General features: G+C 63.8%; 14 protein-coding genes. 10 read left to right on the top strand and 4 right to left on the bottom strand.

All coding sequences use genetic code 11. The annotated features are described in order from the left end of the window. Positions 1-14: 14 nt before the first annotated feature. A complete protein-coding gene (locus tag CD932_RS02330) occupies positions 15-905 on the bottom strand; it encodes a LysR family transcriptional regulator (protein ID WP_094441227.1) in 891 nt (296 codons plus the stop codon). Between the two features lie 142 nt (positions 906-1,047). On the opposite strand from CD932_RS02330, the gene CD932_RS02325 reads away from it, so the two are divergent. Together CD932_RS02325 and CD932_RS02320 are read left to right on the top strand one after the other, a co-directional pair. Further along, positions 1,048-1,932 carry an MBL fold metallo-hydrolase gene (locus tag CD932_RS02325; RefSeq protein WP_094441226.1) on the top strand — a complete coding sequence of 295 codons (885 nt, stop codon included), beginning with the start codon at positions 1,048-1,050 and terminating at the stop codon, positions 1,930-1,932. Then, entirely contained in the window at positions 1,920-2,636 is a 717-nt protein-coding gene (locus tag CD932_RS02320; protein ID WP_094441225.1) for a DsbA family protein, read from the top strand. Before CD932_RS02325 ends, CD932_RS02320 begins: the two co-directional genes overlap by 13 nt. Positions 2,637-2,654: 18 nt before the next feature. On the opposite strand, the gene CD932_RS02315 is transcribed toward CD932_RS02320, so the two are convergent. After that, on the bottom strand, positions 2,655-3,239 hold the full coding sequence (locus CD932_RS02315; RefSeq protein ID WP_094443402.1) for a gamma-glutamylcyclotransferase: 585 nt from the start codon (positions 3,237-3,239) through the stop codon (positions 2,655-2,657). A gap of 68 nt (positions 3,240-3,307) precedes the next feature. Further along, positions 3,308-4,240: a LysR family transcriptional regulator gene (locus CD932_RS02310; RefSeq protein WP_094441224.1), complete on the bottom strand. Its 933-nt coding sequence runs from the start codon at positions 4,238-4,240 to the stop codon at positions 3,308-3,310. Positions 4,241-4,332: 92 nt separating this feature from the next. Between CD932_RS02310 and CD932_RS02305 the strand changes: the two genes are divergently transcribed. Together CD932_RS02305 and maiA are read left to right on the top strand one after the other, a co-directional pair. Then, complete coding sequence (locus CD932_RS02305; RefSeq protein ID WP_094441223.1) at positions 4,333-5,355, top strand: fumarylacetoacetate hydrolase family protein; 1,023 nt, start codon at positions 4,333-4,335, stop codon at positions 5,353-5,355. Beyond that, the gene (gene maiA, locus CD932_RS02300) at positions 5,355-6,002 is read left to right on the top strand and encodes a maleylacetoacetate isomerase (protein ID WP_094441222.1); all 648 of its coding nucleotides are present in this window, start codon (positions 5,355-5,357) and stop codon (positions 6,000-6,002) included. Before CD932_RS02305 ends, maiA begins: the two co-directional genes overlap by 1 nt. 163 nt (positions 6,003-6,165) lie before the next feature. Here maiA and CD932_RS02295 read toward each other — a convergent pair whose 3' ends face one another. Next, positions 6,166-7,920, bottom strand: a complete 1,755-nt coding sequence (locus CD932_RS02295; protein WP_094441221.1) for a GGDEF domain-containing protein — start codon at positions 7,918-7,920, stop codon at positions 6,166-6,168. A gap of 270 nt (positions 7,921-8,190) precedes the next feature. On the opposite strand from CD932_RS02295, the gene CD932_RS02290 reads away from it, so the two are divergent. The 6 genes from CD932_RS02290 (at position 8,191) to hscB (ending at position 12,198) form a co-directional block, all read left to right on the top strand. After that, complete coding sequence (locus CD932_RS02290) at positions 8,191-8,745, top strand: NADAR family protein (RefSeq protein WP_094441220.1); 555 nt, start codon at positions 8,191-8,193, stop codon at positions 8,743-8,745. Positions 8,746-8,902: 157 nt separating this feature from the next. Continuing rightward, a complete protein-coding gene (gene iscR, locus CD932_RS02285) occupies positions 8,903-9,379 on the top strand; it encodes a Fe-S cluster assembly transcriptional regulator IscR (RefSeq protein WP_094441219.1) in 477 nt (158 codons plus the stop codon). A 69-nt stretch (positions 9,380-9,448) separates the two neighbouring features. Then, complete coding sequence (locus tag CD932_RS02280; RefSeq protein ID WP_303396093.1) at positions 9,449-10,675, top strand: IscS subfamily cysteine desulfurase; 1,227 nt, start codon at positions 9,449-9,451, stop codon at positions 10,673-10,675. A 173-nt stretch (positions 10,676-10,848) separates the two neighbouring features. After that, positions 10,849-11,238, top strand: coding sequence for a Fe-S cluster assembly scaffold IscU (gene iscU, locus CD932_RS02275; RefSeq protein WP_038493869.1), 390 nt, complete (start codon positions 10,849-10,851; stop codon positions 11,236-11,238). Positions 11,239-11,293: 55 nt separating this feature from the next. Further along, complete coding sequence (gene iscA, locus CD932_RS02270) at positions 11,294-11,614, top strand: iron-sulfur cluster assembly protein IscA (RefSeq protein WP_034750079.1); 321 nt, start codon at positions 11,294-11,296, stop codon at positions 11,612-11,614. Between the two features lie 68 nt (positions 11,615-11,682). Beyond that, a complete protein-coding gene (gene hscB, locus CD932_RS02265; RefSeq protein WP_094441217.1) occupies positions 11,683-12,198 on the top strand; it encodes a Fe-S protein assembly co-chaperone HscB in 516 nt (171 codons plus the stop codon). Positions 12,199-12,249: the final 51 nt, after the last annotated feature.

Raw genomic sequence — 12,249 nt, 5'->3', positions numbered from 1 at the left:
GTGATGGCATGCCGTCAGGTCTCGTGCGCCGCAAACCATTCGCCCAGGAAGGCCAGCATGGTGCGGCTGATGGCCCTGGTGTGAGCACGCGAAATATAGATGGCGTGGATGCCCATCGAGTGTGGCTGGTAGCCGGGCAGCAGGGCCACCAGTTGTCCGCTGGCGATCAAGGGCGCGGCGGAAAACACCGGTTGCAGCGTAATGCCGGCCCCTTCGACCGCCGCCTGCAGCAGCACCACCGATTCATTGGCGCTCAGGCTGCCGCTGACGGGTACGCTGACGGTGGCGCCAGCATGCTCGAAATGCCACAGGCTTTTGCCGAAATACGTATAGGTGAGGCAATCGTGTGTCTGCAGGTCGGTGGCCTGCCGTGGCGTGCCGTGCTCGCGCAGGTAGGCGGGCGAGGCGCACACCACCGAATGGCAGGTGCCCAGGCGGCGCGCGATCACGCCCGGATCGAGCTGGTTGGTGATGCGGATCGCCAGGTCGATTCTTTCCTCGACCAGGTTGACGGCGCGGTTATCGATGCGCAGGTCGACCGCTGCCTGCCGGTAGCGTTTCAGGTAGGCGGCAATCGCCGCCGCCAGGCTGGCCTGGGCCAGCGACTGCGAGCAGGCGAGGCGCAGGATGCCGGCAGGTTCATCGGCATCGGTGTCGCCCACGCTGGGCATCTGCTCGGCCAGCGCCAGCAGCTCCTGGCAGCGCAGCAAGGTGATGTCGCCGGCGGCCGTCAGGTTGATGCGCCGCGTGGTGCGGTGAAACAGGCGCGCGCCGGACCAGGTTTCCATTTCCGCCAGATAGCGGGTAACCATGGCGCGCGACATGTCGAGCAGTTCGGCAGCGCCGCTCAGGCTGCCGCATTCGGCGATGGTGGCGAACACTTTCGCGGCAACGATGCGGTCCATGGCGCGCTTCCTTTCAAGAGGTTACTTGCGCGATCTGCGCAACAATCCATTGCATTCTAGGCGATTTATCGAACAGGCTGATGCGACTACCATGAGGTTGTCGCCCGCTGTCCGGGCCCAAACCCCGTCAAAGGAAACCACCATGCACCGTCGCCACCTGCTCGCCACCGTATTCGCCGTCGCCTTGTCCACCTTGCTGCCGGCAGCGCAGGCCGCGCAGCCACTGCAGCTGCAAGTCTACAATCCGGGCGAAAAAGCCATCTTTCCGGTCAGCTCGGTAATCGTCAGCGGCGAACGCGACGCCATCCTGGTCGACGCCCAGTTCCAGCACAACGATGCGCTGGCGCTGGTCAGGCAGATCCAGGACAGCGGCAAGACCTTGCGCACCGTATATATCAGCCACAGCGACCCCGATTACTACTTCGGCCTGGACGTGATCCACGCCGCATTTCCATCGGCAAACATTGTCGCCACCGCGCAAACCGTGGCCGCCATCAAGGCCAATATGGACGGCAAGCTCGCCTACTGGGGGCCGATCATGAAAGACAATGCGCCACGCGCGCTGGTGCTGCCGCAAGTGCTGCACGCGGACCACCTGACCCTGGAAGGCAAGACGATCGAGATCAAGGGGCTCAAAGGCGCCAGCCCCGAGCGCAGCTACCTGTGGATACCATCGCTGAAAACCGTCGCCGGCGGTGTCGTCATCAGCAGCGGCATCCATGTCTGGATGGCCGACACGCAAACGCCGCAGTCGCGCGCCAACTGGCTGGCCACGCTGGACCAGATCGCCGCGCTGCAGCCGCACGCCATTGTGCCGGGCCACTTCCTCGGCGCCGCTCCTCCAGCGACGGCGGCGCTGGACTATACGCGCAGCTACTTGCAGGCGTTCGAGACGGCCGCCTCTAAAGCCAGGGACTCGGCCGCGCTGGTCAAGGCCATGCAGGAAAAATTTCCGCAAGCGGGTGAAAGCGCCTCGCTGGAACTGAGCGCGAAAGTCATCAAGGGAGAAATGACATGGCCACAGTAAGCACGCCCGTGCTGCATTATGTGTACGACCCGCTGTGCGGCTGGTGCTACGGCGCCGCACCCTTGCTGCACGCCGCGCAGGCGATCGAAGGCCTGGCCATCGTGCTGCACGGCGGCGGCATGATGAGCGGCGCCAAGCGCCAGAATGTCAACGACAATCTGCGCCGCCACGTGATGGCGCATGACCAGCGCATCGCCCAGGCGACCGGCCAACCTTTCGGCGCGGCGTATGTCGACGGCTTGCTGCGCGATACCGGCGCCGTGTTCGATTCGACCCCGCCGACCACCGCCATCGTGGCGGCGCAGGAAATCGCCGGTCTGGGCCTGGCCATGCTGCACCTGGTCCAGCACGCCCACTATGTGCTGGGTCAGCGGGTGGCCGAGGCCGCCGTGCTGGCGGCGCTGGTGCAGCAACTGGGAATCGCTCCTGACCTGTTTGCCGCTGCCTATGGCCGCCTGGCCGGCGCCGCCATCGAACGGCACATTGCACACAGCCGCGCCTTGCTGGCCCGTTTGGGCGGGCAGGGCTTTCCCACCCTGGCCATCGAGTACCTTGACGGCCGCATGGCGCCGCTCGAGCTTGGCAATTGGCTGGGCCGTACCGAAGGGTGGACCGACTACCTGCGCCAGCAGCTGTCCACGCAAACGCAGCCAGGCCAGGCGAGCGGCGGCCCGGCTTGCGGTCTCGGCGGCTGCGCGCTGTAAGGCGCGGCGGCCCGGATATCAGGTCGCCGCTTCACCGGCCCGGTCCAGTTGCGCCAGGTGCTGTTCGATGGAGAATACATGCGCATCAACCTTGCCCAGCTCGCGCAGCGCGCTGGCCAGGTGCAGCAGATACTCGCTGTTCGGGCCGCTGGGGCCGCTGGCGCGGGCGATCTGGCGCGCGATGTCCAGCTCCGAGGCGGCGCCAAGGAAGGCTGCGTTTTCCTCGTTGGCGATGTAGACCAGGCCTTCTGTCGCGCTGCCATCGTCAAAGCTGATGGTGGTGGCCAGGCGCAGGTAGCCATTCTTTTCGCGGTGGTCCAGGTGGGCGAATACCTGCGGCGTGATCAGGTAGGCCATGCCGTCGCACACGGCGCCGGCCTGCGGCACGATGGTCGCCACCCTGCCCGGCGCCAGCGGCGTGCCGCGGTGGTCGTGCGAGCCTTGCCAGAAGCGCCGGGTCCAGCCGGCGATGCTGGCCGCACGCCGTTCGATGAAGGGAAAGTCGGCCTTGTAGATCAGCGAGCCATAGCCGAACAGCCATACTTGACGATGGCCGTCGAAGCGGTTCATGCGCTGGTTGATGGCGATGGTGGCGGCGTCGATCCGGGACAGCTCTTGCGGGGCGCTCAAAGGTTCGGTCATGGCGGCGGAGGCGATGGGGGCATGGCAGATTATACGGGCGCAGGTGCCGCGCCGCTGCCCACGTTCCATTCGTGCGTGTCGACGAAGCTGACCAGGAAGGCCTTGAAGCTGTCGGCCGCCGGCGACAGCGAGCGGCCGGTTTTCGTGTACACGAAAAAGCGCCGCGTCAGTTCCGGCTCGTGCAGGGTGCGCATCTGCAGCTTGTACAGTTTCACCATCGGTTCCGCATACGGCAGGCAGGCCGTGACGCCCAGGTTGGCGCTGACCATGGCCAGCGCCGTCGTCATGAAGGTCACCTCGTTGTACGGCTTGAGCGGCAGCGTGCGAAAAGCGCCGTGCATGTCGCGCAGCAGCCGTTCCGTGAACTGGCCCTGCAGCGAAATGAAAGGGTAGTCGGCGGCGTCGGCCCAGGTGACTTTTTCCTTGTGCCGCAGCGGATGCTGTTCGGGGAAGACCAGCACGAAAGGCATGTCGAACAGCACTTGCGCGGCGATTTCCGGCGTCGGATCGCGTTCGGGGCCGATGCCGAAATCGACTTCGCCGCTGAACACGCGCCCCGAGACATGCTCGACCGGGCAGTCGACCAGGCGCAGCTGCACCTCGGGGTGCGCCTGGCGGTAGGCGGCGATCACTGCGGGCAGCAGGGTGCACGACATCATCTGCGGCGCGGCGATGCGCACCATGCCGGTTTTGAGCGCTTTGCGCCGGGCCACGCTGGCCATGGCGCCGTCGAGGTCCTCGATCATCTTTGCAAACAGCGGATACAGCTCGCGGCCGAGCTCGGACAATTGCATCTTGCGCGTGCTGCGCTCGACCACGCGCACGCCGAGGATGCTTTCCAGTTCCTTGATCAGGCCGCTCAGGGCCGATTGCGTCACGTGCAGGTATTCGGCGGCCAGGGTAAAACTGCCGGTCTTGGCCAGGGCGACGAGGGCGCGCATCTGGCGCAAGCTGGGACTCATAAGATAATCCGATAAATCAAGCAATAAATATTGTTTGTATGATAGAGCGAAGCAGCTTCTAATGGTGAAAAACCTCGTACAAGGACACCACCATGAAACTCGCCACCCTCAAGAACGCCAGCCGTGACGGCGCGCTGGTCCTCGTCAGCCGCGACCTGCGCCATTGCCTGCCGGTGCCCGCCATCGCCGCCACCTTGCAGGCCGCGCTCGACGACTGGCACACGGTCGCGCCGCAGCTGGAAACGGCCTATGCGGCGCTGAACGCCGGCCAGGCGCCGGACGCGCAGCCGTTCGACGAAGCGCTGTGCCATTCGCCGCTGCCGCGCGCCTACCAGTGGGCCGACGGCTCGGCCTATATCAACCACGTCGAGCTGGTGCGCAAGGCGCGCAAGGCAGAAGTGCCGGCCTCGTTCTATACCGATCCGCTGATGTACCAGGGCGGCTCGGACAGCTTTATCGGCCCGCGCGATCCCGTTTTTGCGCTGTCCGAAGAGTGGGGCATCGATCTGGAAGCCGAAGTGGCCGTGATCACCGGCGACGTGGCGATGGGCGCGGGCGTGCTTGATGCGGCTTGCGCGATCCGGCTGGTGATGCTGGTCAATGACGTCTCGCTGCGCAACCTGATTCCGGCCGAGCTGGCAAAAGGCTTCGGCTTCTTCCAGTCCAAGGCGGCCAGCGCGTTTTCGCCGGTCGCCGTCACGCCGGACGAGCTGGGCGGCCACTGGCGTGATGCCAAGCTGCACCTGCCGCTGCTGGTCGAACTGAACGGCCAGCCGTTCGGCAAACCGAATGCGGGCGAGGACATGACCTTCAATTTCGCGCAACTGGTCGCCCATGCGGCCAAGACGCGCGAACTGGCCGCCGGCACCATTCTAGGCTCCGGCACGGTATCGAACAAGCAGGGCAACCTGCATGGTTCGAGCATTGCCAACGGCGGCGTCGGCTACTGCTGCCTGGCCGAAGTGCGCATGTACGAAACCATCGAGACCGGCACCGCGCAAACGGCCTACCTGAAGTTCGGCGACCGCGTGCGCATCGAGATGCTGGATGCCGGCGGCGCCAGCATCTTCGGCGCCATCGACCAGGCCGTGCTCCACTACCGCGAAAAAATCTGATGAAGCTCTATACCTATTTCCGCAGCTCGGCCGCCTACCGCGTGCGCATCGCGCTCGGACTCAAGGCCCTGGACTATGACGCGGTGCCGGTGCACCTGCTGCGTGGCGGCGGCGAACAACTGGCCGATGCCTACCGCCAGGTCAATCCGTCGGCGCTGGTGCCCACGCTGGTGGACGATAACGGCGTGGTGATCGGCCAGTCGCTGGCGATCCTCGAATACCTGGAAGAGACGCGTCCCAGCCCGCCGCTGCTGCCGGGCGACGCTGCCGGCCGCGCCCATGTGCGCGCGCTGGCCTTGACACTGGTGGCAGACACCCACCCGCTGGGCAATCTGCGGGTGCTCAAGTACGTGAAGGGCGAGCTGGGACAAAGCGAGCAAGCCAAGCTGGCCTGGCAGCGGCACTGGTTGCGCGAAGGCTTGCTCACCTTCGACGCGATGCTGGCCCGCGCCGCAAACCCGGGCGCTTACTGTCATGGCGATACGCCCACCCTGGCCGACTGCTGCCTGGTGCCGCAGCTGTTCAATGCGCGGCGCTTCGACATCGACCTGGCGCCGTTTCCGGCCCTGCTGCGCATCGATGCGGCCTGCGCGCAGCTGCCCGCCTTCCAGCTGGCGCATCCCGCGCGCCAGCCCGATGCCGAGTAGCCTTTGCCGGTCAGAAGCGGGTCGCGAGCGTCACGCTGGCGCGGCGCGCCTGGCTGGATCTGCACATTGTTGATGGCCGACTCAAACAAGCGCGCGTCGCCGAGGGTGTTGACCTTGAAGCGCACGTCGTAGTTTGGCTGACGAGTTACCCGTGCGGCAGGCGTCAGGACGATACGACCCGGTTACGCCCCGCATGCTTGGCGCGGTACAGGGCCTGGTCGGCGCGGATCAGCAAATCGGTCAGGCTGTCCGGCCCGGGCGGGGTGGTGGTGTCGGGCAGCGGCAGGCTGGAGGTGGCGCCGATGCTGATGGTCAGGCGCACCGTCTGGCCATCGCCGCAATCGACTTCCATGCCCTCGACCGCCGCGCGCAGCCGTTCGGCCGCCGCCAGCGCCACCTGCAGCGGCGTCTCGGGCATCAGCAGCACGAATTCCTCGCCGCCGAAGCGGGCCGCCGTGTCCATGCCGCGCGTCATGTTGTGTAACACGTGTGCCACGGCGACAATGGCGCGGTCGCCCGCGTCGTGGCCATAATGGTCATTGATGCGCTTGAAATGGTCGATATCGATCATCAGCAGCGACAGGGCGTGGCCGCAACGATGGCCCCGTTCGATTTCTTCGGCGATGCGCAAGGTCATCTTGCGGCGGTTGCCCAGTTCCGTCAGCGGGTCGGTGGTGGCCTGCTGCTCCAGCCTGGTGTTGGCCACCAGCAGTTCCAGGGTGCGCTGCAAGACCCGCTCTTCGAGTTTGTCGCGCTCTTCATGGAGAATCGCCAGCGTGGCGCGCCGGCCGCGCAGCGCCATCACCAGCGCGGCGATCAGCGCCGCCTGCAGCGCCAGCAGCGACAGGCCGGCAAGGATTTGCATGTGATACAAGCTCCACAGTCCCTGCGGCTGGTTCAGGATGCGCGCGCCGGCCGGCAGGTTGCGCAGGCCGAAGCGCCGCACCGCGCCATCGTCGAAGATGGTCGCCTGCATGCCGGCCGGATCGGGCAAGCGGCCTTGCAAGATGCGCGCGATGGTGCGCCCGACCATGTCGGCGCTGATCACATGGCCGCCCGCCACGCCGGGCAGTATCAGCGACTCGACGCTGGTAAAGATCGGCACGGCGCTGCGCGCGGCCAGGTCGCGTGTCATATCGGCTGGCGCCACCCTGACGCCCTGCGCGTCGCGGTAGACCGGCAGCAGGTAGATGGCGCTGCCGGCGCCGAGCGCCTCGGTGCGGTGGCGCAGCTCTTCCAGCGTCAGCTGGTCCCAGTAGTCGAACACGATGCGGCCCCGCCAAGGCGTGGCGGCGCTGCGGATGGCGGCGATCCAGTCGCGCCCGCGCGCGCTGGTGTCGCCGACCACGGCGATATGGCGCAAGCCGGGCGTGACCTGCTCGATGACGGCCAGCGCACGTGGAAAATCAGGGATGACGTCGAGATTGACGCCATCGTCGGGCTTCCAGCCCTGGCGGCCCTGGTTGACATAAAAGCGCGGCACGCCGGGAAACAGCCTCGGATGCTCGCTCAGAAAGCGCGCTGCCACATAGTTTTCCGTGATGATGGCATCGAGCCGGACATTGGCATATTTGGTGTGCAAATACGTCTCCAGGCCCGCCACTGCCTGGCGTTCGCCCACGCGCACCGCATCGAGGCGCTCTTCGAATATGCCGGGCGTGCTGTTCCAGTGCTGGTTGGCCAGTTCGGCGGTCATGCCGCGGCGCAGCTGGGTCTGCCATGGCGACGAGGCGTCGCTGCCCAGCGAATACAGCACCAGCACCTGGCGCGGCGCGGCGCGCGCCAGCTGGCTTTGCGTTTCGGCCGCCAGCCCCTGTGCCTGCGCGCAAGCAGCCAGCGTCCAGCATAACCACAGCAGCAAGGCCAGGCGGCGCCAGCGGGCGGTGCAGGCCGGCAAGAAAAAAGTCAGGCGGTGCATGAAGGTCGGAGGCGCAAGGCGGCTGATGGATTGATGGGTCTGCTTAATTTCATGGTTGGGATGGAAGCGGAGTCTAGCATTCTTATGTTCCTTGGGAACATTAATGATGCATTTTTTACCAAATTGATTATGTTATTTGTATGGCGGCGAGCGCTGGCAGGCTTGGCGATACTGCAAGGTCCATGCCGCCTTCAGTTACAATTTCGCTTTTATCTTGTGCGGCCACAACCGCACGCCAGCCAGCGCTTGCCTGGTGGAAGTTCGAGGAATATGCAAATCCATAACGTTGAAGAATTGAAGGCATGGATCGCCGCCGGCGGCGTGCCCGACTATCTGCACTTCTGGGGCCATACGCCGGCCCAGGCGCAACTGGCCGACAAGAGCTGCCTGAGCCAGTGGTTTCCGTCGCCGTTCAGCCTCGCTGGCGTGCGCTACGCCACGGCCGAGCATTACATGATGGCGCAAAAAGCCGCCCTGTTCGGCGACATGGCGGTGCAGGCGCGCATCGTGGCGGCCGAGCGGCCGTCGGAAGTGAAAAAACTGGGCCGCGAAGTGGCCAATTTCGACGCCAGGACGTGGGAGGCGGCACGCGCCGGAATTGTTTTCGATGGCAACTACGCCAAATTTGCGCAAAAGCCGGCGCTGCGCAAATTTCTGCTGGGAACGGGCGAACGCATCATCGTCGAGGCCAGTCCGGTCGACCGCATCTGGGGCGTGGGACTGGCGTCGGACCATCCGCGCATCCTCGACCCGGCGACCTGGGACGGCCTCAATCTGCTGGGATTTGCATTGATGAAGGTGCGCACCGCACTACGCGGTGGCTGAAGCGCGCCTCGCCCATCTTGCGGAAATGAGGGGGGTCTCTGACAAACCCCTGCGGATTTGTTATACTTGACTAAATCATTCAACTACTCAGGGTTTCGGAAGTACAATCGAGTAGTTGAAGAGCCGCAATATTTTAACCGAGTTGAGCCGAGGATGTATGCGTCTGACCACAAAAGGCCGTTTTGCCGTGACCGCGATGATCGATCTTGCCCTGCGCCAGGGCAAGGGACCGGTCACGCTGTCGGGTATCAGCCAGCGCCAGTCGATTTCCCTGTCCTACCTGGAACAGCTGTTCGGCAAGCTGCGCCGCCATGAGATCGTCGAATCGATCCGCGGCCCTGGCGGCGGCTACAGTCTGGCGCGCCGCGCCGACAAGGTGACGGTGGCCGACATCATCATCGCCGTCGACGAGCCGCTCGACGCCACCCAGTGCGGTGGCAAGGAGCACTGCCATGGCGCCGACACGGCCACCGGCGCGCGCTGCATGACGCATGAGCTGTGGTCCACGCTGAATGAAAAAATGGTCGATTATCTGGATTCTGTGTCGCTGCAGGACCTGGTTGACCAGCAGAAACAAAAGAACGCCGAGCAAAGCGTGATGGTGATGCACCGTAATCATGCTGCCCTCGGATAAGAAGACCAAAATACCAGTTGCTGATTGCAGGAGTTATTGATGAACGCCCCAGAAAAAAACGCAGGTCAGGTGCACTTTGAAACGGCACCGCATTTCCCGATCTACATGGACTATTCGGCCACCACGCCGATCGATCCGCGCGTCGCCGACAAGATGATTCCCTACCTGCGCGAGCAGTTCGGCAATCCGGCTTCGCGCAGCCACATGTATGGCTGGACGGCGGAGAAAGCCGTGGAAGAAGCACGCGGCCACGTTGCCGCGCTGGTCAACGCCGACCCGCGCGAAATCATCTGGACCTCGGGCGCCACGGAAAGCAACAACCTGGCGATCAAGGGCGCGGCGCAGTTCTACAAAACCCGCGGCAAGCACATCATCACGGTCAAGACCGAACACAAGGCCGTGCTCGACACCGTGCGCGAACTGGAACGCCAGGGTTTCGAGGCGACCTACCTGGAGCCGCAGGACAACGGCCTGATCACCATCGAGCAACTGACTGCCGCCATCCGTCCGGACACCATCCTGGTGTCGGTCATGCTGGTCAATAACGAAATCGGCGTGATCCAGCCGATCGACGAAATCGGCGCCCTGTGCCGCTCGAAAGGCATCATTTTCCACTGCGACGCCGCGCAAGCGACCGGTAAAGTCGTGATCGACCTGCAGAAAACCAAGGTCGACCTGATGACCTTCACCGCCCATAAAACCTACGGCCCCAAAGGCGTGGGTGCGCTGTACGTCTGCCGCAAGCCGCGCGTGCGCCTCGAAGCGCAGATGCACGGTGGCGGCCATGAGCGCGGCCTGCGTTCGGGCACCTTGCCGACCCACCAGATCGTCGGCATGGGCGAAGCGTTCCGCCTCGCCAAGGAAGAGATGGATGTCGAGCTTGGCCGCATCAAGGCCTTGCGGGACCGCCTGGCCAAGGGTCTGCAGGAAATCGAGGAAGTCTATATCAACGGCGACATGGAACAGCGCGTACCGCACAACCTGAACGTCAGCTTCAACTACGTCGAAGGCGAGTCGCTGATCATGGCGATCAAGGACATCGCCGTGTCGTCCGGTTCGGCCTGCACCTCGGCCAGCCTGGAGCCATCGTACGTGCTGCGCGCCCTGGGCCGCAGCGACGAGCTGGCGCACAGTTCGATCCGTTTCACCATCGGCCGTTTCTCGACCGAAGCCGACATCGACTTCGCCGTCGACCTGCTGAAAGCGAAAGTGCACAAGCTGCGCGAACTGTCGCCGCTGTGGGATATGTTCAAAGATGGAATCGACATCAACTCCATTCAATGGGCCGCCCATTAAAAGTACCTGTTAAACCTACTGCGCGTCGTGATTTGCGGCCTGCGATGCTCACTGTGCTCAAGCACAGTTCCGCTTCTTGGCCACAATTCACTTCCGCTCGCTACGGTTTTCCAGGCACTTTGTAACAATTTGACCCCAACCGGGGCCGGCAAGAATATTTAAGGAGCATCAAAATGGCTTACTCGGACAAAGTACTCGATCATTACGAAAATCCACGCAATGTAGGCGCCTTCGACAAGGGCGATGAAACCATCGGCACCGGCATGGTCGGCGCGCCCGCCTGCGGCGACGTGATGAAACTGCAGATCAAGGTCGGCGCCGATGGCCTGATCGAAGATGCGAAATTCAAGACCTATGGTTGCGGTTCGGCCATCGCGTCGAGCTCGCTGGTGACCGAATGGGTCAAGGGCAAGACGCTGGATCAGGCGCTGTCTATCAAGAACACCCAGATCGCCGAAGAACTGGCGCTGCCGCCGGTGAAAATCCACTGCTCGATCCTGGCGGAAGACGCGATTAAAGCGGCGGTCCTCGACTACAAGACCCGTCACCCGGCAGCAGCTTAAATTCGTTGGCATCCCGTTTCCTGCCGCAAGGCGGGGGGCGGTTGCGGAGAGATACATGATTACACTGACCGAAAAAGCGGCAAAGCACATCAACCGTTATATCGAACGTCGCGGCAAGGGCATGGGCCTGCGCTTTGGCGTGCGCACCACCGGCTGCTCGGGCCTGGCCTACAAGCTCGAATATGTCGATGAAGCGGCGGCCGAAGACAGCGTGTTTGAATCGCACGGCGTGAAAGTGTTCGTCGATCCGAAAAGCCTGCCGTATATCGACGGCACGGAACTCGATTTCGCGCGCGAAGGCCTGAACGAAGGCTTCAAGTTCCACAACCCGAACGAAAAAGACGCCTGCGGCTGCGGCGAGAGTTTCCGCATTTAAGAAGCAAGCATGATCCCCGGTCGGTGCGCTGTACTCATCGATTGAGGTACAGCGACCACCGACACACTATGCAAAACCACTTCGAATTATTCCAGTTGCCGCCGCAATTCGCGCTCGACCAGGCTGCGCTCGACAGCGCCTATCGCGAGGTGCAGGGCAAGGTCCATCCGGACCGCTTCATCAACGCCAGCAGCGCCGAAAAGCGGGTGGCGATGCAATGGGCCACGCGCGCCAACGAAGCCTACCAGACCCTGAAAAGCCCGCAAAAGCGGGCTCAGTACCTGTGCGAACTCCATGGCGTCGACCTGCAGACGGAGTCGAACACGGCCATGCCGGTCAGTTTTCTGATGCAGCAGATGGAGTGGCGCGAGGCACTGGGCGAGGCGCGTGCCGCCAAAGACGCCGATGCGCTCGACGTGCTCGACCGCCAGCTGCGCGGCGAACGCAAGACACTGCTGGCCCAAGTGCAGGCCCAGCTCGACGCTGCCGACTATGTGAACGCCGCGCAAAGCGTGCGCGCGCTGATGTTTCTCGACAAATTCGGCGAAGAAGTCCGCTTTGCCTTCGAGGCGCTTGAAGCCTGAGCAGCGTGAGCTTCCTCCGCGCTTTATAATGCGCGCTACAGTATCTGCGGC

It is taken from the genome of Janthinobacterium sp. PC23-8 (genome assembly GCF_002250505.1).
Taxonomy (GTDB): domain Bacteria; phylum Pseudomonadota; class Gammaproteobacteria; order Burkholderiales; family Burkholderiaceae_D; genus Janthinobacterium.
The sequence above is the reverse complement of the archived record's forward strand: the minus strand, read 5'-3'. Positions and strand labels throughout refer to the sequence as shown.

Coding starts and splice junctions, on each gene's coding strand:
- CD932_RS02330 (WP_094441227.1), bottom strand. CDS start 905: ATGGACCGCATCGTTGCCGCGAAAGTGTTCGCCACCATCGCCGAATGC.
- CD932_RS02325 (WP_094441226.1), top strand. CDS start 1,048: ATGCACCGTCGCCACCTGCTCGCCACCGTATTCGCCGTCGCCTTGTCC.
- CD932_RS02320 (WP_094441225.1), top strand. CDS start 1,920: ATGGCCACAGTAAGCACGCCCGTGCTGCATTATGTGTACGACCCGCTG.
- CD932_RS02310 (WP_094441224.1), bottom strand. CDS start 4,240: ATGAGTCCCAGCTTGCGCCAGATGCGCGCCCTCGTCGCCCTGGCCAAG.
- CD932_RS02305 (WP_094441223.1), top strand. CDS start 4,333: ATGAAACTCGCCACCCTCAAGAACGCCAGCCGTGACGGCGCGCTGGTC.
- maiA (WP_094441222.1), top strand. CDS start 5,355: ATGAAGCTCTATACCTATTTCCGCAGCTCGGCCGCCTACCGCGTGCGC.
- CD932_RS02295 (WP_094441221.1), bottom strand. CDS start 7,920: ATGCACCGCCTGACTTTTTTCTTGCCGGCCTGCACCGCCCGCTGGCGC.
- CD932_RS02290 (WP_094441220.1), top strand. CDS start 8,191: ATGCAAATCCATAACGTTGAAGAATTGAAGGCATGGATCGCCGCCGGC.
- iscR (WP_094441219.1), top strand. CDS start 8,903: ATGCGTCTGACCACAAAAGGCCGTTTTGCCGTGACCGCGATGATCGAT.
- iscU (WP_038493869.1), top strand. CDS start 10,849: ATGGCTTACTCGGACAAAGTACTCGATCATTACGAAAATCCACGCAAT.
- iscA (WP_034750079.1), top strand. CDS start 11,294: ATGATTACACTGACCGAAAAAGCGGCAAAGCACATCAACCGTTATATC.
- hscB (WP_094441217.1), top strand. CDS start 11,683: ATGCAAAACCACTTCGAATTATTCCAGTTGCCGCCGCAATTCGCGCTC.